18 protein-coding genes are annotated in these 24,835 nt (G+C 66.8%); 17 read left to right on the top strand and 1 reads right to left on the bottom strand.

The window, feature by feature from the left end; all coding sequences use genetic code 11:
- Window positions 1-66: 66 nt before the first annotated feature.
- The 7 genes from ACQR13_RS28650 (at window position 67) to ACQR13_RS28680 (ending at window position 8,865) form a co-directional block, all read left to right on the top strand.
- Window positions 67-1,527 carry a UDP-N-acetylmuramoyl-L-alanyl-D-glutamate--2,6-diaminopimelate ligase gene (locus tag ACQR13_RS28650; protein ID WP_315752423.1) on the top strand — a complete coding sequence of 487 codons (1,461 nt, stop codon included), beginning with the start codon at window positions 67-69 and terminating at the stop codon, window positions 1,525-1,527.
- Window positions 1,524-2,900, top strand: coding sequence for a UDP-N-acetylmuramoyl-tripeptide--D-alanyl-D-alanine ligase (locus ACQR13_RS28655; RefSeq protein WP_316201735.1), 1,377 nt, complete (start codon window positions 1,524-1,526; stop codon window positions 2,898-2,900). The genes ACQR13_RS28650 and ACQR13_RS28655 overlap by 4 nt, the downstream gene beginning before the upstream one ends.
- Window positions 2,901-3,086: 186 nt before the next feature.
- Window positions 3,087-4,193, top strand: coding sequence for a phospho-N-acetylmuramoyl-pentapeptide-transferase (mraY, locus tag ACQR13_RS28660; RefSeq protein ID WP_315713440.1), 1,107 nt, complete (start codon window positions 3,087-3,089; stop codon window positions 4,191-4,193).
- A 1-nt stretch (window position 4,194) separates the two neighbouring features.
- Complete coding sequence (murD, locus tag ACQR13_RS28665) at window positions 4,195-5,595, top strand: UDP-N-acetylmuramoyl-L-alanine--D-glutamate ligase (protein WP_434863469.1); 1,401 nt, start codon at window positions 4,195-4,197, stop codon at window positions 5,593-5,595.
- A gap of 85 nt (window positions 5,596-5,680) precedes the next feature.
- On the top strand, window positions 5,681-6,832 hold the full coding sequence (ftsW, locus tag ACQR13_RS28670) for a putative lipid II flippase FtsW (RefSeq protein WP_434863470.1): 1,152 nt from the start codon (window positions 5,681-5,683) through the stop codon (window positions 6,830-6,832).
- A 45-nt stretch (window positions 6,833-6,877) separates the two neighbouring features.
- The gene (murG, locus tag ACQR13_RS28675) at window positions 6,878-7,981 is read left to right on the top strand and encodes an undecaprenyldiphospho-muramoylpentapeptide beta-N-acetylglucosaminyltransferase (protein ID WP_316174264.1); all 1,104 of its coding nucleotides are present in this window, start codon (window positions 6,878-6,880) and stop codon (window positions 7,979-7,981) included.
- 161 nt (window positions 7,982-8,142) lie between these two features.
- Window positions 8,143-8,865 carry a hypothetical protein gene (locus tag ACQR13_RS28680; protein ID WP_315813927.1) on the top strand — a complete coding sequence of 241 codons (723 nt, stop codon included), beginning with the start codon at window positions 8,143-8,145 and terminating at the stop codon, window positions 8,863-8,865.
- Between the two features lie 4 nt (window positions 8,866-8,869).
- Here ACQR13_RS28680 and ACQR13_RS28685 read toward each other — a convergent pair whose 3' ends face one another.
- The gene (locus ACQR13_RS28685) at window positions 8,870-9,607 is read right to left on the bottom strand and encodes a carbonic anhydrase (RefSeq protein WP_315769162.1); all 738 of its coding nucleotides are present in this window, start codon (window positions 9,605-9,607) and stop codon (window positions 8,870-8,872) included.
- Between the two features lie 359 nt (window positions 9,608-9,966).
- Between ACQR13_RS28685 and murC the strand changes: the two genes are divergently transcribed.
- The 10 genes from murC (at window position 9,967) to ligA (ending at window position 24,794) form a co-directional block, all read left to right on the top strand.
- Window positions 9,967-11,370, top strand: coding sequence for a UDP-N-acetylmuramate--L-alanine ligase (gene murC, locus ACQR13_RS28690; RefSeq protein WP_434841423.1), 1,404 nt, complete (start codon window positions 9,967-9,969; stop codon window positions 11,368-11,370).
- 202 nt (window positions 11,371-11,572) lie between these two features.
- Window positions 11,573-12,496 carry a UDP-N-acetylmuramate dehydrogenase gene (murB, locus tag ACQR13_RS28695; RefSeq protein ID WP_315752433.1) on the top strand — a complete coding sequence of 308 codons (924 nt, stop codon included), beginning with the start codon at window positions 11,573-11,575 and terminating at the stop codon, window positions 12,494-12,496.
- A 70-nt stretch (window positions 12,497-12,566) separates the two neighbouring features.
- Complete coding sequence (locus ACQR13_RS28700) at window positions 12,567-13,568, top strand: D-alanine--D-alanine ligase family protein (protein ID WP_315752434.1); 1,002 nt, start codon at window positions 12,567-12,569, stop codon at window positions 13,566-13,568.
- 288 nt (window positions 13,569-13,856) lie between these two features.
- Window positions 13,857-14,906 (top strand): cell division protein FtsQ/DivIB, encoded by a 1,050-nt coding sequence (locus ACQR13_RS28705; protein ID WP_315713430.1) that lies wholly within the window; start codon window positions 13,857-13,859, stop codon window positions 14,904-14,906.
- Window positions 14,903-16,222, top strand: a complete 1,320-nt coding sequence (gene ftsA, locus ACQR13_RS28710; protein ID WP_315713429.1) for a cell division protein FtsA — start codon at window positions 14,903-14,905, stop codon at window positions 16,220-16,222. The genes ACQR13_RS28705 and ftsA overlap by 4 nt, the downstream gene beginning before the upstream one ends.
- A 90-nt stretch (window positions 16,223-16,312) precedes the next feature.
- Window positions 16,313-18,151: a cell division protein FtsZ gene (gene ftsZ / locus ACQR13_RS28715; protein WP_316226152.1), complete on the top strand. Its 1,839-nt coding sequence runs from the start codon at window positions 16,313-16,315 to the stop codon at window positions 18,149-18,151.
- 347 nt (window positions 18,152-18,498) lie between these two features.
- The gene (gene lpxC / locus ACQR13_RS28720) at window positions 18,499-19,458 is read left to right on the top strand and encodes a UDP-3-O-acyl-N-acetylglucosamine deacetylase (RefSeq protein ID WP_315713427.1); all 960 of its coding nucleotides are present in this window, start codon (window positions 18,499-18,501) and stop codon (window positions 19,456-19,458) included.
- A 391-nt stretch (window positions 19,459-19,849) separates the two neighbouring features.
- Window positions 19,850-20,740, top strand: a complete 891-nt coding sequence (locus ACQR13_RS28725) for an outer membrane protein assembly factor BamD (protein ID WP_315713426.1) — start codon at window positions 19,850-19,852, stop codon at window positions 20,738-20,740.
- Between the two features lie 125 nt (window positions 20,741-20,865).
- On the top strand, window positions 20,866-22,539 hold the full coding sequence (recN, locus tag ACQR13_RS28730) for a DNA repair protein RecN (RefSeq protein ID WP_315713425.1): 1,674 nt from the start codon (window positions 20,866-20,868) through the stop codon (window positions 22,537-22,539).
- A gap of 107 nt (window positions 22,540-22,646) precedes the next feature.
- The gene (ligA, locus tag ACQR13_RS28735) at window positions 22,647-24,794 is read left to right on the top strand and encodes an NAD-dependent DNA ligase LigA (RefSeq protein ID WP_434863471.1); all 2,148 of its coding nucleotides are present in this window, start codon (window positions 22,647-22,649) and stop codon (window positions 24,792-24,794) included.
- Window positions 24,795-24,835: the final 41 nt, after the last annotated feature.

The raw sequence follows: 24,835 nt of genomic DNA on the forward strand, positions 1-24,835 counted from the left end.
TCGTCGAATCGCAGGCTTTGGAGCTGCCGCCATCCCGGGCGGGGCCAGGACTGGCACGGAACCAGGATGAAACTTCACGACCTCCTGGGCGATCAGGCGACGCTCGACGCTCCCATCGCCGCAGTCGAGATATCCGGCCTCGCCGTCGACAGCCGAGCCGTGCGGCCCGGCGACCTGTTTTTTGCACTCTCCGGCACCAAGACCGATGGCTCCCGCTTCATTGCGGCGGCAATCGCGGCCGGTGCGGTCGCCGTGGCCGGTGCGGCGGGCCCTGGAACAGGGCTGGCCGTTCCATTCATCGCGCTGCCGAACCCGCGGCGGGCACTCGCGCTCGCTTCGTCCCGGTTCTATCCGCGCCAGCCGGCGACGATTGCCGCCGTCACCGGCACCAGCGGCAAGACGTCGGTCGCGGCCTTCACGCGCCAGATCTGGCAGCGCCTCGGCCACAGCTCGGCCAGCATCGGCACCGTCGGGCTGGTGTCGGACAAGCGCACCGTCTACGGCTCGCTGACGACGCCAGATCCGATCGCGCTGCATCGGCAGATCGACGAGATCACGCAGGATGGCGTCACCCATCTAGCGTTCGAGGCTTCGTCGCACGGGCTCGATCAGTTCAGGCTCGACGGTGTCAGGGTCTCGGCCGGCGGGTTCACGAACCTGTCGCGCGACCACATGGACTATCATCCGGACATCGCGCACTACCTCAACGCCAAGCTGAGGCTGTTCCGCGATCTCGTGCCGCCGGGCGGGCCTGCGGTGATCTCGGCCGATCATGAGTGCTCGCCGGAAGTCATCGCTGCGGCGCAGACGCGCGGTCTTCGCCTGATGACGGTGGGGACGCATGGCGACGGTGCAGGCGAGGGCATTCGCCTCGTGGCCGTTGCAATCGACGGCTTTGCGCAGCAGCTCCAGATCCAGCATTGCGGCCGCATGCATGCGGTCCGCCTGCCGCTGGTCGGCGCGTTTCAGATCGAGAACGCGCTGGTCGCGGCGGGCCTCGCGATCGGCACCGGCAGCGATCCGCAAGCGGTGTTCGAATCGCTCGAGCAGCTCGAGGGCGCCAAGGGCCGGCTCGAGCTGGTCGGCGAGCACAATGGCGCACCCATTTTCATCGACTACGCGCACAAGCCGGATGCGCTCGCCAAGGCGCTGCATGCGCTGCGGCCCTATGCTCCGCGAAAGCTCGTCGTCGTGTTCGGCGCCGGCGGCGACCGTGACACCGGCAAGCGCCCCTTGATGGGCGCGATCGCCGCCGAAGAGGCCGACAGTGTCATCATCACCGATGACAATCCGCGCAGCGAGGATCCGGCTGCGATCCGCGCTGCAATCCTGGCCGCCGCGCCCGGTGCGCGTGAGATCGGCGACCGAACGGAGGCAATCCGCGTCGCGATCGGCGAGCTGCAGCCCGGCGATGCGCTCGTGATCGCCGGCAAGGGCCATGAGACCGGACAGATCATCGGCAGCACTATTCTGCATTTCAGCGATCATGAAGCGGTCGCGGACGCGTTGGCAGCGAGGACATCATGACGAAGGCGCTGTGGACCGTGGCAGAGGCGGCGCGCGCGCTCGGCCTCGCCGGGGACTACCCGGAGACCCCGATCGACTTCGTCACGCAGGACAGTCGCGCGGTGAAGCCCGGCAGCCTGTTCGTGGCACTGAGTGGCACACCGAGTGGCGGCTTCGTATCGAGCTTCGCCTCCAGCCGCGACGGCTGGGAGTTCGCGGCGAATGCCGAAGCGGCCGGCGCGGTGGCGATGATCGTTCCCCACAGGATCGATGGGATCACGGTGCCGCAGCTCGTGGTGCCGGACACGCTGATCGATGGGCTGTGGGCGCTGGCGCGCTCCGCGCGGGCGCGCTTCCATGGCCCGGTGATCGGGTTGACCGGCAGCGCCGGCAAGACCTCGACCAAGGAGTTCATCGCCGCCTATCCCGGTGCCTCTGCGAGTCCGTCGAGCTTCAACAATTTCTGGGGCGTACCGCTGACGCTGTGCAACGCCGATCCCTCCGCTTCGGTGTGGGTCGTCGAGATGGGCATGAATCAAAAAGGCGAGATCGCGCGGCTGACGGAGCTGTCGCAGCCGACGGTGGCGCTGGTCGTGAATGTGCAGCCGGTGCATCTGGAGAAGCTCGGCAGCCTGGAAGCGATCAGGAAAGAGAAGGTCTCGATCGCGCTTGGGCTGCCGGCCGACGGCGTCCTCGTATTGCCGGCCGATCTCGCAGCACCGGAATGGACCGGCAAGGTGATCCGCTTCGGTGGCGGCGCTGACGTCCGCGAGCTCTCGCACGACTCGCGCGGCGAGACCTGGGATGTGCGCGCCGACATCGCCGGTCGCCGCGTCGCCTTCACGCTGACGCCGGGTGCGCCGCATCGCCTGCACAATGCGCTGGCGGCGCTCGCCTCCATCGCAGCGGCCGGGCTCAATCCAGCGCTGCTCGCGCCGACGCTCGGCGATGTCGGCATCATGACCGGCCGTGGCGTCGAGCAGACCGTCGGCGACATTGTTCTGATCGACGACAGCTTCAATGGCAACCCGGCCAGCATGGCGGCGGCGCTCGACAGTCTGCAGGCGCGACCGGTGCGGGGACGGCGGATCGCCATCATCGGCGACATGCTCGAACTCGGCGACGAGGCGCCGGCCTATCATCAGGGGATGGTCGCTCATCTCGCGGGGGTCGACGGCGTCTATTGCGTCGGTCCGCTGATGCGTCACCTGTTCGATAGCCTGCCTCACGCGAAGCGGCTCGGCTGGCATGAGGATCCGGTGACTCTGGATCCCGGTCGGGTCGCGGCGCTGCTTGCGCCGGGCGACGTCGTCGTCATCAAGGGCAGCAAGAAGATCTTCTGGGTCAATAAGTTCGTGTCGAAGCTCGCCGCGGCGCTGCAGCGGCCCACTTGAAAATCGGGCGATATCGCGGCGCGGCAGAAGGATATTTTCCACTGGTGGTCGAAGCGGTCATGCCGGATGGGTCATTCCGCCGGGCTATGATTCGCACCCGGCCCCGATCATGGTTAAAAGAGGCTGGACCGGATTCGCGACCGAATTCGTGTTCGCGGTCTCGGTGAGGCGGCATAGGCGGGTTGGATGTTCTACTGGTTGATCGAGCTGACGAATACGTTTCCGAGCCTGTCCGTCTTTCGCGGATTGCTGAACGTGTTCCGCTACATCACGTTCCGTACGGGCGGCGCCGTCGTCACCGGGGCGCTGTTCGTGTTCCTGTTCGGGCCCTGGATCATCGATCATCTTCGCCTGCGCCAGGGCAAGGGCCAGCCGATCCGCACCGACGGCCCGCAATCGCACATCATCAGCAAGAAGGGCACGCCCACGATGGGCGGCTTGATGATCTTGTCGGGCCTCGTCGTCTCCACCGTGCTGTGGGCCAATCCGCTCAACCCCTATGTCTGGATCGTGCTCGCGGTGACGCTCGGCTTCGGCTTCGTCGGCTTCTATGACGATTATCTGAAGGTGACCAAGCAGTCGCATTCCGGCTTTGCCGGCAGACTGCGTCTGCTGATCGAGGCTGCGATCGCTCTGGTCGCCTGTTACGCGCTGGTGCGGCTCGGGCGCGATCCGTCCTCGACCGGGCTTGCCATTCCGTTCTTCAAGGATCTGGTGATCAAGTTCGGCTGGCTCTATGTCATCTTCGGAGCGTTCGTCATCGTCGGCGCCGGCAATGCCGTGAACCTGACCGACGGGCTCGACGGCCTGGCAATCGTGCCGGTGATGATCGCCTCCGCCAGCTTCGGCCTGATCGCCTATCTCGCCGGCAATGCGGTGTTCTCGGACTACCTGCAGATCCACTATGTCGCGGGCACTGGTGAGCTTGCCGTGCTGTGCGGCGCGGTGCTCGGCGCGGGCCTCGGCTTTCTCTGGTTCAACGCCCCACCGGCGTCGATCTTCATGGGCGACACCGGCTCGCTGGCGCTCGGCGGCATGCTCGGATCGATCGCGGTCGCGGTGAAGCACGAGATCGTGCTGGCTGTCATCGGCGGCCTGTTCGTGCTGGAGGCCGTGTCGGTGATCGTGCAGGTCGCCTCGTTCAAGCTGACCGGCAAGCGCATATTCAAGATGGCGCCGATCCACCACCATTTCGAGCAGCTCGGCTGGACCGAGCCGCAGATCGTGATCCGGTTCTGGATCATCTCGGTGATGCTGGCGTTGGTCGGTCTCTCGACGCTGAAGCTGCGCTGACATGATCCCCGTCACCGCATTTGCCGGAAAGACCGTCGCCGTGTTCGGGCTCGGCGGCTCGGGGCTGGCCTCGTGTCATGCCCTGCGGGCCGGCGGCGCCGAAGTGATCGCTGCCGACGACGGCGCCGATCGGGTGACGGAAGCGGCGAAGGCGGGTTTCATCACCGCCGATTTGCGCACCGTCTCCTGGGCGAACTTCGCCGCGCTGGTGCTGGCGCCGGGCGTGCCGCTGACCCATCCCGTGCCGCATTGGACCGTATTGAAGGCGCGCGAGGCCGGGGTCGAGGTGATCGGCGACATCGAGCTGTTCTGCCGCGAGCGCAGGCGGCACGCGCCGGATGCGCCGTTCGTCGCGATCACCGGCACCAACGGCAAATCGACCACGACGGCGTTGATCGCGCATCTGATGCGCGTCGCCGGCTACGACACCCAGATGGGCGGCAATATCGGCACCGCGATCCTGTCCCTCGAGCCGCCGCGCATGGGCCGCGTCCACGTCATCGAGATGTCGTCCTACCAGATCGACCTGACACCATCGCTCGATCCGAGCGTCGGCATCCTGCTCAATGTCAGCGAGGACCACATCGACCGGCACGGCACGATCGAGAACTATGCGGCCGTAAAGGAGCGCTTGGTGGCGAATGTCCAGTCCAAGGGCTCCGCGATCGTCGGCGTCGACGACGGTTTTTCGCGCGCGATCGCCGACCGGCTCGACCGGGCCGGCAAGCGCGTCGTGCGCATCTCGGTGAAGAACCCGCTGGCGGACGGGCTGTATGTCGAGCACGAGACGATTGTGTGCAGTGCAGGCGGGGCTCGCAATGAGGTCGCCCGGCTTGGCGGCATCGGCTCGCTGCGCGGCCAGCACAATGCTCAGAATGCGGCCTGCGCCGCCGCCGCGGCGCTCGCGATCGGTATGAAGGAGGACGTGCTGCAGCAAGGGCTGCGCAGCTTCCCGGGCCTGGCGCATCGCATGGAGCAGGTCGGCCGTCGCGGCAACGTGCTGTTCGTGAACGACTCCAAGGGCACCAACGCAGACGCGACCGCGCACGCATTGTCGTCCTTCGCCGACATCTTCTGGATCGCCGGCGGCAAACCGAAGGCCGGCGGCATCACCAGCCTCGCGGGTTTCTTCCCGCGCATCCGCAAGGCCTATCTGATCGGCGAAGCGGCCGCGGAGTTCGCTGGCACGCTGGGCGACAAGGTGCCGCACGACATGTCCGGCACGCTGGAGGTCGCGGTCTCACAGGCGGCCGCCGATGCGGAGGCCTCGGGATTGAAGGATGTCGTGGTGCTGCTGTCGCCGGCCTGCGCCTCCTTCGACCAGTTCCGCAACTTCGAAATCCGCGGCGCGCATTTCCGCGACCTGGTGCAGGCGCTACCGGGCGTAGAGCGGGTGGCCTGAGGCAGCGTTGCCAGCGATTTTCTTAACCCTTCGATAACCATCCTGGGCGCCAATGGGCCGAATATTCGGCTCAGGTGGACGCCCGATGCTCTCCCGTGAAGAACGCAATCCGCTGTCCGACTGGTGGTGGACGATCGACAAGCCGCTGCTCGGCTCCATCCTCGCGCTGATGCTGTGCGGGGTGATCCTGTCGCTCGCGGCCAGCCCGCCGGTGGCGACCCGGATCGGGCTCGATCCGTTCCACTTCTTCAACCGCCACGTCCTTTTCCTGCTGCCGTCGTTCATCGTGCTGATCGGCGTCTCCTTCCTGTCGCCGCGCCAGATCCGGCGCAGCGCGCTGGTGGTGTTCACGATCGCCATCGTGCTGATCGTGCTGACGCTCGCGATCGGCCCGGAGGTGAAGGGCTCGCGGCGCTGGATCACGCTGATCGGCGTCAACATCCAGGCGTCCGAGGCGGCGAAGCCGGCCTTCGTCGTCGTTTCCGCCTGGCTGTTCTCGGAATCCGCGCGGCGGCCCGACATGCCGGCGACCACAATGGCGTTGGTGCTGCTGCTGATGCTGGTGTCGCTCCTGGTGATGGAGCCGGATTTCGGCCAGACCATGCTGATCCTGATGGTCTGGGGCTCGCTGTTCTTCATCGCCGGCATGCGCATGATCTGGGTCGCGGGCCTCGCGGGCGCCGCCGCCGCCGGCCTGTTCGGCGCCTATCTCTTGGTCCCGCATGTCGCCGGCCGCATCAAGCGCTTCATGAACCCGGCCTCCGGCGACACCTTCCAGGTCGACACCGCGATGGAGGCGTTCTCCAACGGCGGCTGGTTCGGGCTGGGGCCGGGCGAGGGCATCGCCAAGCGCAGCCTGCCGGACAGCCACACCGATTTCGTGTTCGCGGTCGCTGCCGAGGAGTTCGGCATCATCCTGTGCCTGGCGCTGGTCTCGCTGTTTGCGTTCATCGTGATCCGCACGCTGTCGCGCGCCTATGCGACCGAGGATAGCTTTGCGCGCTTCGCGGCCTCGGGCCTCGCGATCCTGTTCGGTATCCAGGCGGCCATCAACATCTCGGTCAATCTGCAGTTGATCCCGGCCAAGGGCATGACCTTGCCCTTCATCTCCTACGGTGGCTCCTCGATCGTGTCGCTGGCCTATGGCGTCGGCATGATGCTGGCGCTGACCCGACAGCGGCCGCGGATGGAGCTCGAGGCCGGCGACGCAGCCGGCGCGCTGCGCAATTACGCTTAGGCTGCTGGCTCGCAATGACGAGACATTGCCTGTAAACATCAGCGCATGACCTCAACCGCGCCTCTCATTCTGCTCGCGGCCGGCGGCACCGGCGGCCATCTGTTTCCCGCTGAAGCGCTCGGCGTCGAGCTGATCAGGCGCGGCTATCGCGTCCGTCTCGTCACCGACGCGCGCGCGCTGCGCTACAGCGGCCTGTTCACCAACGACATGATCGACGTGGTGCCGAGCGAGACGGTGCGCAGCCGCTCCCCGGTCGCGCTCGCGCGCACCGCGCTGCTGCTCGGCACCGGCACCATCGCGGCCTTCAACCTGATGCGGCGGCTCAAGCCCGCGGCCGTGATCGGCTTCGGCGGCTATCCGACCGTGCCGCCGCTGCTGGCGGCGCGCCTCGCCGGCGTGCCCAGCCTGATCCACGACGCCAATGCCGTGCTCGGCCGCGCCAATCGTTTCCTGTCCGCGCATGTGAAGGCGATTGCAACCTCGTTGCCGGGCGTGCTGGACCGCGATCCTGCGCTGGCCGGCAAGACGACCACGGTCGGCACCCCGATGCGACCTGCAATCCTCGAAGCCGCGGGCGTGCCCTATGTCCCGCCGGAGACCGCCGGGCCGCTGCGGCTGCTCGTCGTCGGCGGCAGCCAGGGCGCGCGCATCATGAGCGATATCGTGCCCGGCGCGATCGAGCGGCTGGAGCCGGCGCTGTGGGGCCGTCTGGTGCTGACCCAGCAGGTGCGCCAGGAGGACATGGCGCGGGTGCGCGCGGTCTATGACCGGCTGAAGATCAATGCCGACCTGCAACCCTTCTTCACCGACCTGCCGGCGCGGCTTGCCGCCAATCATCTCGTGATCTCGCGCTCCGGCGCCGGCACCGTGGCCGAACTCGCCGCGATCGGCCGGCCCTCGATCCTGGTGCCGCTGCCGGGCGCCATCGACCAGGACCAGTTCGCGAATGCCGGCGTGCTGTCGGACGCGAGCGCCGCGATCCGGATCGTGCAGAGCGAATTCACCTCCGACAGGCTGGCTTCCGAGATCTCGGCGCTCGCCGCCGAGCCGACGCGTCTCGCCGCGATGGCCCAGGCTGCGCGCACAGCCGGGCGGCTCGATGCCGCGGAACGGCTGGCCGATCTCGTGATCAGGACTGCGGCGCTCTAGTCGCGCAAGCGCACGGTGATCCCATGATGAACCGGAGCTCCGACGATGGCGCTATCCTGCTTGACGATCATCCGATGCACTTGCGGCGCCATCCGTCCTTTGTGCCTGTGCTCGTCGGATTTTGCGACCGGCTGATTGCGCCGCTGCGCGGTCAACGCCTGATGATCAAGCTGTTCGGTCAGCGCGCTCCGACGGAAATCGCCGCGCACATCGTGATGATGCACATGTCGGCGCGCAAGCCGGTCGAGCGGCCAACCCTGACACGCCTGCAGAGGCGACTGCCGGGTCCGCGGCAGACGGCGGCGTTCGTCGCGGTGTTGCGCGGTCTGTCGCTGGTGACCGTCGAGCGCGATCCCGAGGATGCCCGTCTCCGCTACCTGGTGCCCGGCCCCGTCATCCTTGAGGGGCTGCGAGGCTGGCTTGCCATGCATCTGGATTGCCACGCCCGATTGACGCATGCCGGCGGACTGAGCCTTCGTCTGCAGGATGACGCCGCGTTCTATGCGGAGACGATCCGGCAATGTGCGAGCTGGCTGTGCCGCGACAATCGGCCCCTGACGGGATTTCCCGATCTCGCCTGGACCGACGAGCACGACAGCGGCATCCATCTGGCGCTGACGCTCGTCGCCCGGTCCGCCGTTGGGCGCGAGGCCGTCGCGATTTCGACGGCGGAGCTTGCGAGCTCGCTCGGCGTTTCGCGCTCCCATATCCGCAATCTCCTGACGACCATGGAGGGGCGCGGTCTGCTCCGCTTCGGCGACGGGCGCCGGCATCTGATGCTGACGCCGGGTTTCGTGGCCTCCGTGGAGGCCTGGTTCTGCCACCAAGTGTGTTGGCTCGCGGCCGCAGCCGCGCGTGCGGATCGCGTGCTGCGGCCAGCTTGAGGCGTCAGATCATCGTGACCCGGCCGGTGCCGATGTCATAGATGCCGCCCACGATCTTCACCTTTCCTTCGGCGACCATGCGGCCGACAATCGGCTTGGCGGTCGACAGGCGCCGGACGTTGCTGCGCACGTTCTCCGCGGTGGCTTCGGCCAGCAGATCCTGCGGCTTCTTCGCGATCGCAGCCTCGACGCCGGGTTTGAGCGCATTGATCAGTGCGGGCAGGTGGCCTGGCAGCTTGGTGCCGTCCTTGAGTACCTTGATCGTCGCATCGATGGCGCCGCAGCCGCTGTGACCGAGCACCAACACGAGAGGCGTGCCGAGGAACTTGACGCCATATTCGAGGCTGGCGAGACCGTCGTCGTTGACGAAATTGCCGGCGACCCGGACCACGAACAGCTCACCGGGCGCTTGATCGAACACCAGCTCGGGGGCGACCCGGGCATCGGCGCAGCTCACGATCGCGGCGATCGGGTATTGGGCCGCGGCGCGCGCTGCCCGGCCGGCCGAGAAATCCTTGTTGTCGAGGTTGCCGGCGACGTAGCGCGCGTTGCCATCGACGATGCGCTTCATCGCGTCGTCCGGAGAGATGGCGTTGGGGGGCATCGCGCTGTCGCTCGCCTGCTTGGCTTCTTTGGCAAACGCCGGAAGTGCGCCGACCGCCGCGGCAGCCAGCACTGCGCCGCCGCCGAGCAGCCGGCGCCGGGACAATACGGGAGGGTGCGTTTCACACAGCGAGCACATCGGCGAGGGTTCTCCATCAAAGATTGAAATATGCGTGCCCGGCACGCCGGCCGCCCGCTACTCATGCCACGCGAACTGACGCGGTGAGCGCGCAAAAATTGCAGGTATCCTGTTGGGAGGGGGCAGCGTGGGATCGCGCTTAACAATTTGTGAAAGGTGGGATCGAGCGGGAACTCCTGGCCGATCGCGCCGGCTGGGCTGCCAAAATCGGCCAAAATCGGGCGAACGGCTGCGAATTTGGCAGTTCTTACGGCCTGGCCGCACTTGTCCAGGTCGGTCATGTCTTGCAAGAAGGGCTGATGATTCGCGGCCGCTCCCCTCCCGCCGGGCGCCCGGAACCCTTGAGACGAGATGCCCCCATGAGACTGCCGCGCGAGATCGGACCCATCCACTTCGTCGGGATCGGCGGCATCGGCATGAGCGGCATCGCCGAGGTGCTGTGCAATCTCGGCTATACCGTGCAGGGCTCGGACGCCTCGGACAATGCGAACGTCGCACGCCTGCGCGAGAAGGGCATCACCGTCAGCGTCGGCCACAAGGCCGAGAACGTCGCGGGTGCCGACGTCGTCGTCGTCTCGACCGCCATCAAGCGCGACAATCCCGAGCTGATGGCGGCGCGCGCCCAGCGCATTCCCGTCGTCCGGCGTGCCGAGATGCTGGCCGAGCTGATGCGGCTGAAGAGCTGCGTCGCCATCGCCGGCACCCATGGCAAGACCACGACGACATCGATGGTCGCGGCGCTGCTCGATGCCGGCGGGCTCGATCCGACCGTCATCAATGGCGGCATCATCAATGCCTATGGCACCAACGCGCGGCTTGGCGCCGGCGAATGGATGGTGGTCGAGGCCGACGAGAGCGACGGCACCTTCCTGAAGCTGCCGGCGGATGTCGCGATCGTCACCAATGTCGATCCCGAGCATCTCGATCACTTCAAGACCTTCGAGGCCGTGCAGGACGCCTTCCGCGCCTTCGTCGAGAACGTGCCGTTCTACGGCTTCGCCGTGATGTGCATCGATCATCCGGTGGTGCAAACGCTGGTCGGAAAGATCGAGGACCGCCGCATCATCACCTACGGTGTGAACCCGCAAGCCGATGTCCGCCTTGTCGACCTCGCGCCGATGGGCGGCGGCTCGTCGTTCAAGGTCGTGTTCCGCGACCGCAAGAGCGGTGAGACGCACGAGATTGCCGCCATCGCGCTGCCGATGCCAGGCCGGCACAATGCCTCGAACGCAACGGCGGCGATCGCGGTCGCGCGCGAGCTCGGCCTGTCCGACGAGGCCATCCGCAAGGCGATTGCCGGCTTCGGCGGCGTCAAGCGCCGCTTCACCCGCACCGGCGAGTGGAATGGCGTCACCGTGATCGATGACTACGGTCACCATCCGGTCGAGATCGCGGCGGTACTGAAGGCGGCGCGCGAATCCACCAATGGCAAGGTCTTCGCCGTGGTGCAGCCGCATCGCTACACCCGGCTGCAATCGCTGTTCGAGGAGTTCTGCACCTGCTTCAACGACGCCGATGCGGTCGTCGTTGCCGACGTCTATCCGGCCGGCGAGGCGCCGATCGAGGGCATCGATCGCGATCACTTCGTTCTGGGCCTGCGCGCCCACGGCCATCGCGACGTGGTGCCGCTGCCGAAGGCCGCCGATCTCGCCGGCATCGTCAAGGGTCTCGCCAAGCCCGGTGACCTGGTCGTGTGCCTCGGTGCCGGCAACATCACGCAATGGGCCTACGCGCTGCCCGGTGAGTTGAAGGCGCTGGGATGAGGGCTGTGTCGTTGGGCGAGCTGGCAGCTACGCGGCATACTCTGCTCTCTCCCCCCTTGTGGGGGAGAGGTGGAGAGGGGGGGACCACGAGCGCCGGCGCCTGGGGCTCACCCCCCTCCCTGACCCTCCCCCACAAGGGGGGAGGGAACGGAGAGTGCGTGCCGACCCTGACGATGTCGGCGCACGATGTGAGAGCAGCCGCGTGAGTTTCCCCGACATTACGCCCGAGCTCAAAGCCGCAATGCCGGAGCTGCGCGGGCGGCTCCTCGCCAACGAGAGTCTCGCGCCTCTCACCTGGTTTCGCGTCGGCGGACCGGCGCAGGTGCTGTTCACGCCGGCGGATGCTGACGACCTCGCCTACTTCCTCAAGAACCTGTCCAGTGATCTGCCGCTCTACGTCATCGGCGTCGGCTCCAACCTGATCGTGCGCGACGGCGGCGTGCCGGGCGTCGTGATCCGGCTGGCGCCGCGCGCGTTCGGCGAGGTCAAGGCGGAGGGCGACATCGTGACCGCCGGCACCGCCGCGCTCGACAAGCGCGTCGCCGAGATCGCGGCGTCGGCCAATCTCGCGGGCCTGGAATTCCTGTTCGGTATTCCCGGCACGATCGGCGGCGCGCTGCGGATGAATGCCGGCGCCAATGGCGGCGAGACAAAGGACATCCTGGTCGAGGCGATCGCGATTGACCGCCATGGCAAGACGCACCGCTTCGACAATGCCGAGATGAAGTTCACCTATCGCGCGAGCGGCGTCGATCCGTCGCTGATCTTCACGGTAGCGCGCTTCCGCGGCACGCCGTCGGCGCCGGAGGCGATCCGGGCGCGCATGGCCGAGGTGCAGGCGCATCGTGAGACGGCGCAGCCGATCCGCGAGAAGACCGGCGGCTCGACCTTCAAGAATCCGCCGGGACATTCCGCCTGGAAGCTGGTCGATGCCGCAGGCTGCCGCGGTCTCAAGGTCGGCGGCGCCCAGGTTTCAGAAATGCACTGCAACTTCCTGATCAACACCGGCAACGCCACCGCTGACGACATCGAGACTCTCGGCGAGACCGTGCGCGAGCGGGTCAAGGCGAAATCGGGCATCGAGTTGCAGTGGGAGATCAAGCGGATCGGAGTCAAGGCGAGCTGATCGCCCCGCCTGCTCAAGTGACGTCAGCGCAATCGCGACTGCGGTTGTGAGATCAACCGAGAAGACATTGATGCGCACCACGATTTTGTTCGGCGGCTCCAACAAGGAGCGCCTCGTCTCGGTCGCCAGCGCCAAAGCGCTGCATGCCGCGCTGCCCGAGGCTGACCTCTGGTTCTGGGAGGCCGACGACACGGTGCATCAGGCGAGCGGCCCGGCGCTCACGGCTCATGCCAAGCCGTTCGAGGAGCCGTTCACCGCCGATGGTGAGAGTATCGGGACGCTCGCCGAGGCGCTCGATCGCGCCAGGGCCGAGGATCGGGTTCTGGTGCTCGGTCTCCACGGCGGCCGGGCGGAGAATGGCGAGCTTCAACTGATGTGCGAGCTTCGCGGCGTGCCGTTCACCGGCTCGAGCTCGGCCGCCTCGCACCTCGCCTTCGACAAGGTTGCCGCCAAGCGCTTCGCCGTGCTCGGCGGGGTCACAGCGGCCGAGGGCGTCGCGTTCGATGACGCCGAAGCGGCGCTGGCGCGCTACGGCCGGCTGATCGCCAAGCCGGTGAAGGACGGATCGAGTTTTGGGCTGATCTTCGTCAACGCCAGCCAGGACCTCGTTGCCGTCAAAGCGGCGGCCGCGACCGAGGAGTATCTGATCGAGCCGTTCGTCACCGGAACGGAAGCCACCTGCGGCGTGCTCGAACAGGTAGACGGCTCGCTGATCGCGCTGCCGCCGATCGAGATCCTCCCCGCCGACGGCGCCTTCAACTATTTCGCGAAGTACCTCGCCGCGGCGACGAAGGAGATCTGTCCCGGCCGCTTCAGTCCGGAGGTGACGGCCGCGCTGCAGACGGAGGCGATCAAGGCGCATCGCGCGCTGTCCTGCGGCGGCTATTCGCGGACCGACTTCATCGTCTCGGCCAATGGTCCCGTTTATCTCGAGACCAATACGCTGCCCGGGCTGACCGCGGCCTCGCTGTATCCCAAGGCGCTCGCGGCGCAGGGGATCGCTTTTGTCGATTTCCTCAATCAGCAGATCGCCTTGGCGGAGGGGCGCAGCCGTCGATCCGGCGTTCGGTAGACGCCCCGCAGGAACCCGGCCCGGCGTCTCCCGGTGGTTCCTGTAACCCGTAAAATGCTTAAGAATTCCGGGCAAGGTCCTCATAAATCGGAGAAAAAATTCGTCTCTCCGGACCGATTTTACTTTTTGTTTACCAGGACGTCCGAAGGTTAACGCTGGCGCCTCAGTGGTGCTCGGCTGCCGGGTCGTGACGTCACGCATCGCGACGTCACCAGCGTCCGGCCGGCCGGGAGCGCAGGCGTGGGTCCGCGAGTATCTGCGGGCGCAACAGTTTGATGAGCTCGTGCAATGGATGGTGCAGGACGCCTCGCTCGATCGCAGAGGCCTCAAGCGAACCTGAAAGCCGCTGCCCTTGGCGCGGCAATCCTGCTGCGCGAGTATGTCTCGGCCCGCCTTCCGCGTATCCGCTTCGCGCACGGCGGCACGAAGCAAGGCAGGCGGTCGAGCCGAAGAGATCTGGCGTCGATGCAGGCCGCGCGCGCGCCGATGGTCGAGCGCGAGGCGCCGCCGCGCGTGGTCGAGCTCGTCGAGCGCTATCTGCCGCGCCGGCTCGGCACCGTGGCGACCGTGGTGCTCTTGTTCGGCAGCGTCTGGCTCGGCATCGTCAAGGGCGGCCACGCCCAGGACGTCAGCGCGGCCCTGTCCGACACCCGCAATGCCCTGGCCAATGCGGCCGGCTTCCGCATCACGGCCGTGGCGATCAATGGCCGCAAGCAGCTCACCCAGGACGAGATCCTCGCCGTCGGCGGCGTCACCGGCCGCTCCTCGTTGCTGTTCCTCGATGCCGCCGCGGTGCGCGACAGGCTCAAGGCCAACCCCTGGATCGCCGACGCCACGGTGCAGAAGTTCTTTCCGAACCAGCTCCAGATCGACGTCGTCGAGCGCAAGGCGTTCGCGCTCTGGCAGCAGGAGGGCCGCCTCTCGGTCATCGCCGATGACGGCGCCGTGCTCGAGCAATATGTCTCGCGCCGTTTCCTGACCCTGCCGCTCGTGGTCGGCAAGGGAGCCGAAAGCCGGGCGCGTGATTTCCTGGCGCTGCTCGCCCGCTACCCGCAGGTGCGCGCGGTCACCAAGGCCGCCGTGTTCGTCGGCGAGCGTCGCTGGAACCTGCGGACCAAGGACGGCCTCGATATTCGCCTGCCCGAGCACGATGTCGGTAATGCGCTCGCGACCCTGACCCAGCTCGACCAGGACGACAAGCTGTTCTCGCGCGACATCGTCGCCATCGACTTGCGGCTGTCGGACCGGCTGACGGTGCAACTGTCCGAGGACGCAGCGAAGGCGCACGACGAGCTGTTCAAGGACAAGAAGTCCAAGAAGAAGGCCGGTGACGCATGACCGGCTTCGATCGCCAGACTCCGAAGACGCGCCCGATGGGCCAGAAGCGCACCGCGCTTGTGGCCTCTCTCGATGTCGGCACCAGCAAGATCGCCTGCATGATCGCGCGGCTGAAGCCGGCGCCGCCCAGCGACGCGCTGCGCGGCCGCACCCACACGGTCGAGCTGATCGGCTACAGCCAGATCCAGTCGCGCGGCGTCAAGGCCGGCGCCGTCGTCGATCCCGTCGAATGCGAGCAGGCCGTGCGGCAGGCGGTCGCGCTGGCCGAGCGCATGGCCAAGGTGCGGGTCGAGTCCGTGCTGCTGCCGGTCGCCGGCGGCCGCGTCATGGGCCATCTGATCGAGGCCACCTCGGACATTCGCGGCGGCGCCGTGACCCAGGCCGATGTCAGCCGCGTGACCTCAACCGGCATGCACCACGCCACCGGCGACGGGCGCGCGGTGCTGCATGCCTTGCCCGTCGGCTACACGCTCGATGGCGTGAAGGGCATCCGCGACCCCCGCGGCATGCTGGCGCGGCAGTTCGGCGTCGACATGAACGTGGTCACGACCGACGCCACCGTGGCCAAGAACCTGATGCTCGTGGTGGAGCGTTGCCATCTCAACGTCGAGGCCATGGCGGCAAGCCCGTATGTTGCCGGGTTGTCGGTGCTGACCGACGACGAGGCCGATCTCGGCGCGGCGGTGGTCGAAATGGGGGCCGGCACCACGACGATCGCGATCTATTCCGGCGGCCGCTTCGTCCATGCCTCCGGTTTTGCGCTCGGCGGGCATCACGTGACCATGGATCTTGCGCGCGGACTATCAGCGTGCATTGCAGATGCCGAGCGAATCAAGACGTTATATGGCACGGTGCTGACTGGCGGGTCCGACGCGCGTGAGTTGATGTCTGTTCCGACGGCCGGTGACAACGAGCGGGATGTTCCGCAGATCGTGTCCCGCGCCACCATCGCGAACATCGTCAGGCACCGCGCAGAGGAGATTTTTGAAATGGTCCGCGACCGGCTGAAGGATTCGCCCTTTGCGGCAGAACCCAAGGCGCGCGTCGTCCTTAGCGGAGGCGCCTCCCAGCTGACGGGGCTGGTCGAGCTTGCGACCCGGATCCTCGACCGCCCGGTGCGCGTCGGCCGTCCGCTCGGTTTCGGCCGTCTCCCCAACGAGGCCAAGAACGCCGCCTTCGCGGTGCCCACCGGGCTTCTGGTCTATCCGCAATACGCGCACCTGGAACACGTCGAACCGCGGCATACGCGGCAGGTCGGGACAGGAACCGACGGCTACTTCGGAAAGGTCGGACGATGGCTACGCGAGGGCTTCTGATGACCGGTTTCCACCCCATGCGATTTTCAACAACACCAACCGCGGCCGGCGGCCGGGGCGAACCCACCCGCGCGTGATCGAGAGGCAATCATGGCACTCACTATTACCCCTCCTGATATCCACGAGCTGAAGCCCCGGATCACCGTGTTCGGTGTCGGTGGCGCGGGCGGCAACGCCGTCAACAACATGATCACGGCCGGCCTGCAGGGGGTGGACTTCGTGGTCGCCAATACCGACGCGCAGGCGCTGACCATGTCCAAGGCTCAGCGCATCATCCAGATGGGCACGCAGGTGACCCAAGGCCTCGGCGCCGGCTCGCAGCCGGACGTCGGCGCCGCCGCCGCGCAGGAGGTGATCGACGAGATCCGCGATCATCTCTCGGGCGCCAACATGGTGTTCGTGACCGCCGGCATGGGTGGCGGAACGGGCACCGGTGCAGCTCCGGTCATTGCCAAGACCGCGCGCGAGATGAACATTCTCACCGTGGGCGTCGTCACCAAGCCGTTCCACTTCGAGGGCGCGCGCCGCATGCGCACCGCGGAGTCGGGCATCTCCGAGCTGCACAAGGTCGTCGACACGCTGCTGATCATCCCGAACCAGAACCTGTTCCGGGTCGCCAACGAGAAGACCACCTTCGCCGACGCCTTCGCGATGGCCGACCAGGTGCTCTATTCCGGCGTCGCCTGCATCACCGACCTGATGGTCAAGGAAGGCCTGATCAACCTCGACTTCGCCGACGTCCGCGCTGTTATGCGTGAGATGGGCAAGGCGATGATGGGCACCGGCGAAGCCTCCGGCGACAAGCGCGCGCTCACTGCCGCCGAAGCCGCCATCGCCAACCCGCTGATCGACGATTCGTCGATGAAGGGCGCGCGCGGCCTCCTGATCTCGATCACCGGCGGCAAGGATCTCACGCTGTTCGAGGTCGACGAAGCTGCGACCCGTATCCGCGAGGAGGTCGACCAGGACGCCAACATCATCGTCGGCGCCACCTTCGACGAATCGCTCGACGGGCTGATTCGGGTCTCGGTGGTCGCGACCGGCATCGAGCAGGCGCAGTTCAACCGGAACGTCACGACCTCACAGCCGGCGGCGGCTGTCGCTCCGATTGCCGCCGCCCCGACCGCTGCCGCGGGTCTCCCTGAAAGCCGCCTCGCCGATCTGACTGCGCGCCTGCGCGCCGACAATCAGCGCCTGGCTGAACGCGCCGCCAAGCTCGAGCAGCAGGCGTCGCAGGCTCCGGCCGTCGCCGCCGCGGCGCCCGCGCCGATGGCGCCTGCGCCGCGTCCGGCGCCGAATCTCGAGCGCGACACGCTGGCCGCCGTTGCCGCCGCAATGGCAAGCGAGCCCGCGCCCTCGGCTGCCCCGGCGCCGGCAGCCTCTTATGGCGACGTGACGGTCCGCCCGATTGCGCAGAAGCCGTCCCTGTTCCCGGAGCCCGAGGCGCAGCGCGCGGCTCCGATCGAGCCGGCGGCCCCGCCCGAGACCTTCATTCCCCAGGCCGCTGAGCGGGTTCCGGTCCGCGCGCCGCGCATGCCCAAGTTCGAGGACCTGCCGATGCCGGCCCAGGCCGAGATCCGTCAGGCGAGGGGCGACGAGGGCGACGAGCATCCGCAGAAGACCCGAATGTCGCTGCTGCAGCGTCTCGCCAATGTCGGTCTCGGCCGCCGGGACGAGGACGCCGAGCCGCCGCTGCCGGTGCGGACCGCGGGTCCTGCCATGCCGCAGATGCCGCCCCTGCCGGAACGTAAGTCGCAGCGGAACGTTGCTCAGCAGGTTGCGAGCCACGAATCGCCTGTCTCGGAATATGCCCGCCGTCCCGCGCCGCAGGGTCTGGACGTCCATGGCCGTCCTGCGCCTGTGTCCCCGGCGCCACAGGGAGACGACCATTTGGATATCCCGGCCTTCCTCCGCCGGCAGGCAACCTGAGAATTGTTACAGCCCTGATGGTGCTGAACAGGCCCGGCTCGCGAGAGCCGGGCCTTTTCCATGGGCCGCCGGGGCTCCGTGATTGCCGTTCAACTAACTGATTTTAAATGATTAATTATTCTTTCGGTGTTTAGATCGGGAACCGGGAGGGTTAAGGCCTCGTTCCAGTTTGGTTAAGGGTTGGCGCGAATACGGCAGAGATGGGGTAACAATCCGTAAAGAAGCGTGAGTTGGCGCTCTTTGGGGCTCTCGTTAAGTTCTGCCGTGACTTGGGGATGCCTGAAAGTGAGTCGGTTCGCGAGGGGCGGGCTGACGAGGGGATCAGGCGGGGTCTTGGGCGATCGTCGATGAAATTCAGCCGGCAAACAACGCTTCGTTCGCAAGCCACCGTCACCGGTGTAGGCGTCCACTCTGGCGCGCCTGTCAGCCTGACGATCGGGCCTGCGCCGATCGATGCGGGGATCGTGTTCCTCCGCACCGGCCTCGATGGCGCCGACCGCGAGGTCCAGGCGTCCTTCGGCTCGGTGATCGCCACCGAGTTGGCGACGGTGCTCGGTGACCGCAACGGTCCGCTGGTGTCCACCGCCGAGCATGTTCTCGCCGCGCTGCGCGGCATGGGTGTCGACAATGCGCTGATCGAGGTCGATGGTCCCGAGGTTCCGATCATGGATGGCAGTGCGGCACCGTTCGTCGCTGCCATCGACCAGGCCGGGATCGTCAATCAGTCGGCTCCGCGGCGCTACATTCAGGTGCTCAAGCCGGTCCAGGTGACCATCGGCGCCTCCACGGGCGAGCTGCGTCCAAACAGCTCCGGCTTCTGGGTCGAAGCCGAAATCGATTTCACCAACCCCGTGATCGGCCGCCAAGCCTATCATTTCGAGCTCAGCCCCGAGCGCTTCCGCCGCGAGATCGCCCGCGCCCGCACCTTCGGCTGCATGAGCGACGTGTCGCGACTGTGGAGCGCCGGCTTCGCGCTCGGTTCGTCCTTCGACAACACGCTTGTGTTCGACGAGGACCGCCTGCTCAATCCCGAAGGTCTGCGCTACGCCGACGAATGCGCCCGCCACAAGGTGCTGGATGCGATCGGCGATCTGGCGCTGGCCGGCCTGCCGATGCTCGGAACCTATCGTTCGGTCCGTGGTGGTCACAAGCTCAACCATGCGGTGCTGACTGCTCTGATGGCGGATCGCACGGCTTGGCGGATCGTCGAAGGCGAGACCGTGCGGCGTCCCCGCGTGGCCGCGGAGGTCGTTGGCGGCATGGTCGGTGGCATGGTTGCGCCGGCCTACGGCCCGGACGTGTCCTGAGCGCCGTCCTGCCGCTCGGCTGATCCGTCGACGGGGTTGCGCGACGCGCGGCATTGCCGGGAGCTTTGCTTTCGACTTCGTTCGGTTTTTTCCGGCTGCTTTTTTGTCAATGTTTGTTACTGGCCACGTCTTCTCCGTGGCTGGATCATCGGCATTTCGATGTTTTCCAACGGCTTCTTCAGCGGTAACCATGATGCGCGGCGGCAGCCTCGGTGTTGCCTTAATCCGGGCGGATTGGCTTCCTATGCGGTTGGTTGATGAAGTGTTTTCGGCTAGAGAGGCCGGGGCCGCGTGATGCGTGCCACTGGCGGGGCTCTTCCTTCGCGGTCATGAAGCGACCTTCATGGTGCACGGCGTAGATCAGATCACAGGCATCGGGTTCCAAAGAAGCATGTCGATACAGCGTCTCACGCGCGACCTCCGTCATCCCGCAGCAAGCATCGGCCGGCTCCGGCTCGCCGCGTCGCTGATCCTGCTGGCGCTGCCGTTGAGCGGCTGCGGCACCGGCGGACTCTGGGACAAGTTCCTCGCCAAGGACGACACCTTCGTCGATGAGCCCGCGGACAAGCTCTACAATGAGGGCTTGTACCTGATGAACGAGAAGAAGGACGTCAAAGGCGCGACCAAGAAGTTCGAGGAGGTCGACCGCCAGCATCCTTATTCCGACTGGGCCCGCAAATCGCTGCTGATGTCGGCCTACGCCTCCTATCAGGCCGGCGACTACGATGGCTGCATCGGCGCCGCCACCCGCTACGTTACCCTGCACCCGGGCAGCCCGGACGCGGCCTATGCGCAATACCTGATTGCTGCCTCGCATTACGACCAGATCCCGGACATCAGCCGCGACCAGGGCCGGACCGAGAAGGCCATCGCCTCCCTCGAAGAGGTGGTGCGTAAATATCCGACCTCCGAATACGCCACCAATGCCAAGGCCAAGATGGAGGGCGCCCGCGACCAGCTCGCCGGCAAGGAAATGGATGTCGGCCGCTATTACATGCAGAAGCGCGACTACACGGCCGCCATCAACCGCTTCAAGGCGGTGGTGACGCAGTATCAGACCACGCGGCACGTCGAGGAAGCGCTGTATCGCCTGACCGAGGCCTACATGACGATCGGCATCGTCGGCGAGGCCCAGACCGCGGCGGCCGTGCTCGGGCACAATTTCCCCGACAGCAAGTGGTACAAGGACGCCTACAATCTCGTGAAGTCGGGCGGCGTCGAGCCCGAGGAGAACAAGGGCTCCTACATCTCGCGCGCCTTCAAGAAGCTCGGCCTGGGCTGAGCAATCGGCCGGATCGCTCGTTTGATCTGGCTTTGTTCTATATTCTTGTTTTGTTCTCTATTTGCTGCTAGCATCGAGTCGTTCGCTCAGGGGCGTTCCGCCCCGTTACGAAGGACTTCGGTTCCATGCTGGCGCGACTGTCGATCCGTGACATCGTCCTGATCGAACGACTCGATCTCGAATTCTCCCATGGACTTGCGGTGCTGACCGGCGAGACCGGTGCCGGCAAGTCGATCCTGCTGGACGCCTTCGCTCTCGCGCTCGGCGGTCGCGGCGACGCCAGCCTGGTGCGCCACGGGGCCGACCAGGGGCAGGTCACGGCCGTGTTCGAGATCGGCAAGGATCATCCCGCGGCCAGGATCCTCGCCGCCAACGGCCTGGATGCCAATGGCGAGATGATCCTGCGCCGCGTCCAGTTCGGCGACGGCCGCACCCGCGCCTTCATCAACGACCAGTCGGTCAGCGTGCAGACGCTGAAAGCGATCGGCGCCACCCTGGTCGAGATCCATGGCCAGCATGATGAACGTGCGCTGGTCGATGCCGCCACCCACCGCCGGCTGCTGGATGCCTTTGCGGGCCTGGAGAAGGACGTCGCCGCGGTCGAGGCCCTCTGGGCGGCCCGCCGGACCGCGGTCACGGCGCTCGACGAGCACCGGGCGGGCATGGAGCGCGCGGCCCGCGAGGCCGACTATCTGCGGCATGCCTCGGACGAGCTGAAGAAGCTGGCGCCGAAGGAGGGCGAGGAGACGCAGCTCGCCGCCCGCCGCACGGCCATGATGCAGGGCGAGAAGATCGCAGGCGATCTGCGCGACGCGCAGGATGCGGTCAGCGGCAACCAGTCGCCGATCGCCGCGCTGGCCGCGGCCGTTCGCCGGCTGGAGCGACGCGCGGTCAGCTCGCCCGCGCTGGTCGATCCGGCGGTGAAGGCGATCGATTCGGCGATCAACGCCCTGGAGGAGGCCGATCAGCATCTGACGGTGGCGCTCGCGGCCACCGATTTCGATCCGCTGGAGCTGGAGCGCATCGAGGAGCGGCTGTTCGCGCTGCGCGCGGCTGCGCGCAAATATTCGACGCCGGTGGATGGGCTGGCGGCCTTGGCTGCCAAATATGCCGCGGATGTCGTCCTGATCGATGCCGGCGCCGAGCAGTTGAAGAAGCTGGAGGCGGCGGCGGCAACAGCCGATGCGCGCTATGCCGCGGCGGCGGCCAAGCTGTCGGCGGCGCGGACCAAGTCGGCAGAGAAGCTGAACCGGGCCGTCCATGCCGAACTCGCCCCGCTCAAGCTGGAGCGCGCCAAGTTCATGACCCAGGTCGACAGCGACGCCGAGGCGCCGGGGCCGGAGGGCATCGACCGTGTCGAGTTCTGGGTCCAGACCAATCCGGGCACGCGGCCGGGCCCGATGATGAAGGTCGCCTCGGGCGGCGAGCTGTCGCGGTTCCTGCTGGCGCTCAAGGTCGTGCTGTCCGACCGCGGCTCGGCGCCGACCTTGGTGTTCGACGAGATCGACACGGGTGTTGGCGGCGCGGTCGCGGATGCCATCGGCGCCCGGCTGGCGCGGCTCGCGCACGGGGTTCAGGTGATGGCCGTGACCCATGCGCCGCAGGTCGCGGCCAGGGCGGACCAGCATCTCCTGATTTCCAAGGATGCGCTGGATCGCGGCAAGCGTGTCGTCACCCGGGTCAACACGCTCGCCACCCTGCACCGCCGCGAGGAGATCGCCCGCATGCTGGCCGGCGCCGAGGTCACCGCCGAAGCCCGCGCCGCCGCCGACCGGCTGCTGGAGGCTGCGGCGGCGTAGCTGGAAACGGAGCGGGCCGAACGCTTTGGCTCCGGCGTGCGCATTGTGTACACCGTCGTTTCGGAACGGCCTCCGGGCCGTCCCGCAACGACGAGCAGATCATACGCATGCCCAAGACAGCAAAACCGAAGCAGCTCATCGACGTTGCCGATCTCACCAAGGCCCAGGCCAAGGTGGAATGGAAACGGCTGGCGCTGGAGCTCGAGACCCACGACAGGCTCTATTATCAGGATGACGCGCCGAAGATCTCGGACGGCGCCTATGACGAGCTGCGTCGCCGCTTCAATGCGATCGAGAAGCGTTTCCCTGAGCTCGTCAGCAGCGAGTCTCCGTCGCAGAAGGTCGGCGCCGCGCCCTCCGGCCGGTTCAAGAAAGTGCGGCACGCGGTGCCGATGCTGTCGCTCGACAACGCCTTCGCCGAGGAGGACGTGCGCGACTTCGTCGGCCGCATTGCGCGCTTCCTCAAGCTTGCCGACGATCGCATCGATTTCTCGGCCGAGCCGAAGATCGACGGGCTGTCGATGTCGCTGCGTTACGAGGGCGGCGAGCTGGTCACCGCCGCGACGCGTGGTGACGGCGCCGAGGGGGAGGACGTCACCGCCAACATCCGCACCCTGAAGGACGTGCCGCACAAGCTGCACGGCCGCAACCTGCCCGACATCTGCGAAGTGCGCGGCGAGGTCTACATGACCAAGCAGGCCTTCCTCGCGCTCAACGAGCGCCAGAAGGAAGCGGGCGACACCATCTTCGCCAACCCGCGCAACTCCGCCGCAGGCTCGCTGCGGCAGAAGGATCCGGCCATCACCGCCTCGCGTCCCCTCGGCTTCTTCGCCTATGCCTGGGGTGAAATGAGCGCGATGCCGGCGGAGACGCAGAGCGGCATGATCAAATGGTTCGAGCGCTGCGGCTTCACGACCAATCCGCTCACCAGGCTCTGCCACTCGGTGCAGGAACTGATCGCGTTCCATCGTCACATCGAGGAGCAGCGTGCCGAGCTCGACTACGACATCGACGGGGTCGTCTACAAGGTCGACCGCATCGACTGGCAGGAGCGGCTCGGCTTCGTGTCACGCACGCCGCGTTGGGGCATCGCGCACAAGTTTCCGGCCGAGCGCGCCATGACCGTGCTCAAGGACATCGAGATCCAGGTCGGCCGCACCGGCTCGTTCACGCCGGTCGGCAAGCTTGAGCCGGTCGGTGTCGGCGGCGTCATCGTGCAGAACGTGACGCTGCACAATGAGGACTACATCAAGGGGATCGGCAACAAGGGCGAGGTTCTGCGCGAGGGCCGCGACATCCGGATCGGCGACACCGTCGTGATCCAGCGCGCTGGCGACGTCATCCCACAGGTGGTCGACGTCCTCATCGACAAGCGGCCGAAGAACGCCAAGGAATTCCATTTCCCCAAGACGTGCCCGTGCCCGCTGCATACCGACGTCGTGCGGGAGGAGATTGCGACCGGCGAGGAGGGCTCGCGCGCCCGCTGCACCGGCGAGTTCGCCTGTCCGTTCCAGAAGATCGAGCACCTCAAGCTGTTCGCCTCGCGCCGCGCTTTCGACATCGACGGCCTGGGCGAGAAGCAGATCCAATTCTTCTTCGACCAGGGCTGGGTCAAGGAGCCCGCCGACATCTTCACGCTGGCCGCGCGCAACGCCAAGCTGAAGCTCGAGGAGATTGAGGGCTATGGCGAGACCTCGGTGCGCAATCTCTTCAATGCCATCGACGCCCGGCGCGAGATCGCGCTGGAGCGCTTCATCTTTGCGCTCGGCATGCGCCATGTCGGCGAGACCACGGCGCTGGCGTTGGCGCGCGGCTACGGCTCCTGGGATGCGTTCCACGAAGCCTGTCTCAAGGTCGCCAACGGCGACGAGGAGGCGATCGCGGAGATGGATGCGCTCGACCAGATCGGCGACACCGTGATCAAGAGCGTCGCCGCCTATTTCGGCGAGGACCATAATCGCGGCATCGTCGAGCGGCTGACGAAAGAGGTGAAGATCCTCGACGCGGAGAAGCCGAAGCGCAATTCGCCGATCGCGACCAAGACCGTGGTGTTCACCGGCACGCTGGAAAAGATGACGCGCGATGAAGCCAAGGCGACCGCCGAGCGGCTCGGCGCGAAAGTCTCGGGCTCGGTGTCGAAGAAGACGGACTACGTCGTCGCCGGTCCCGGCGCGGGATCAAAGCTGAAGGACGCGCAGAAGCACGGCGTGCAGGTGCTCACCGAGGACGAGTGGCTGCAGCTGATCGGGGAGTAGCAGCTCCGCGGTGTCGGTGCGACAGACGCTGGATGCGCCCT

Source organism: Bradyrhizobium sp. HKCCYLRH3059 (assembly GCF_051168035.1).
Taxonomy (GTDB): Bacteria; Pseudomonadota; Alphaproteobacteria; order Rhizobiales; family Xanthobacteraceae; genus Bradyrhizobium.

Bases quoted from the DNA above. Each gene is read 5' to 3' on its own strand.
- ACQR13_RS28650 (WP_315752423.1), top strand. From the start codon at position 67: ATGAAACTTCACGACCTCCTGGGCGATCAGGCGACGCTCGACGCTCCC.
- ACQR13_RS28655 (WP_316201735.1), top strand. From the start codon at position 1,524: ATGACGAAGGCGCTGTGGACCGTGGCAGAGGCGGCGCGCGCGCTCGGC.
- mraY (WP_315713440.1), top strand. From the start codon at position 3,087: ATGTTCTACTGGTTGATCGAGCTGACGAATACGTTTCCGAGCCTGTCC.
- murD (WP_434863469.1), top strand. From the start codon at position 4,195: ATGATCCCCGTCACCGCATTTGCCGGAAAGACCGTCGCCGTGTTCGGG.
- ftsW (WP_434863470.1), top strand. From the start codon at position 5,681: ATGCTCTCCCGTGAAGAACGCAATCCGCTGTCCGACTGGTGGTGGACG.
- murG (WP_316174264.1), top strand. From the start codon at position 6,878: ATGACCTCAACCGCGCCTCTCATTCTGCTCGCGGCCGGCGGCACCGGC.
- ACQR13_RS28680 (WP_315813927.1), top strand. From the start codon at position 8,143: ATGATCAAGCTGTTCGGTCAGCGCGCTCCGACGGAAATCGCCGCGCAC.
- ACQR13_RS28685 (WP_315769162.1), bottom strand. From the start codon at position 9,607: ATGTGCTCGCTGTGTGAAACGCACCCTCCCGTATTGTCCCGGCGCCGG.
- murC (WP_434841423.1), top strand. From the start codon at position 9,967: ATGAGACTGCCGCGCGAGATCGGACCCATCCACTTCGTCGGGATCGGC.
- ACQR13_RS28700 (WP_315752434.1), top strand. From the start codon at position 12,567: ATGCGCACCACGATTTTGTTCGGCGGCTCCAACAAGGAGCGCCTCGTC.
- ACQR13_RS28705 (WP_315713430.1), top strand. From the start codon at position 13,857: ATGGATGGTGCAGGACGCCTCGCTCGATCGCAGAGGCCTCAAGCGAAC.
- ftsA (WP_315713429.1), top strand. From the start codon at position 14,903: ATGACCGGCTTCGATCGCCAGACTCCGAAGACGCGCCCGATGGGCCAG.
- ftsZ (WP_316226152.1), top strand. From the start codon at position 16,313: ATGGCACTCACTATTACCCCTCCTGATATCCACGAGCTGAAGCCCCGG.
- lpxC (WP_315713427.1), top strand. From the start codon at position 18,499: ATGAAATTCAGCCGGCAAACAACGCTTCGTTCGCAAGCCACCGTCACC.
- ACQR13_RS28725 (WP_315713426.1), top strand. From the start codon at position 19,850: ATGTCGATACAGCGTCTCACGCGCGACCTCCGTCATCCCGCAGCAAGC.
- recN (WP_315713425.1), top strand. From the start codon at position 20,866: ATGCTGGCGCGACTGTCGATCCGTGACATCGTCCTGATCGAACGACTC.
- ligA (WP_434863471.1), top strand. From the start codon at position 22,647: ATGCCCAAGACAGCAAAACCGAAGCAGCTCATCGACGTTGCCGATCTC.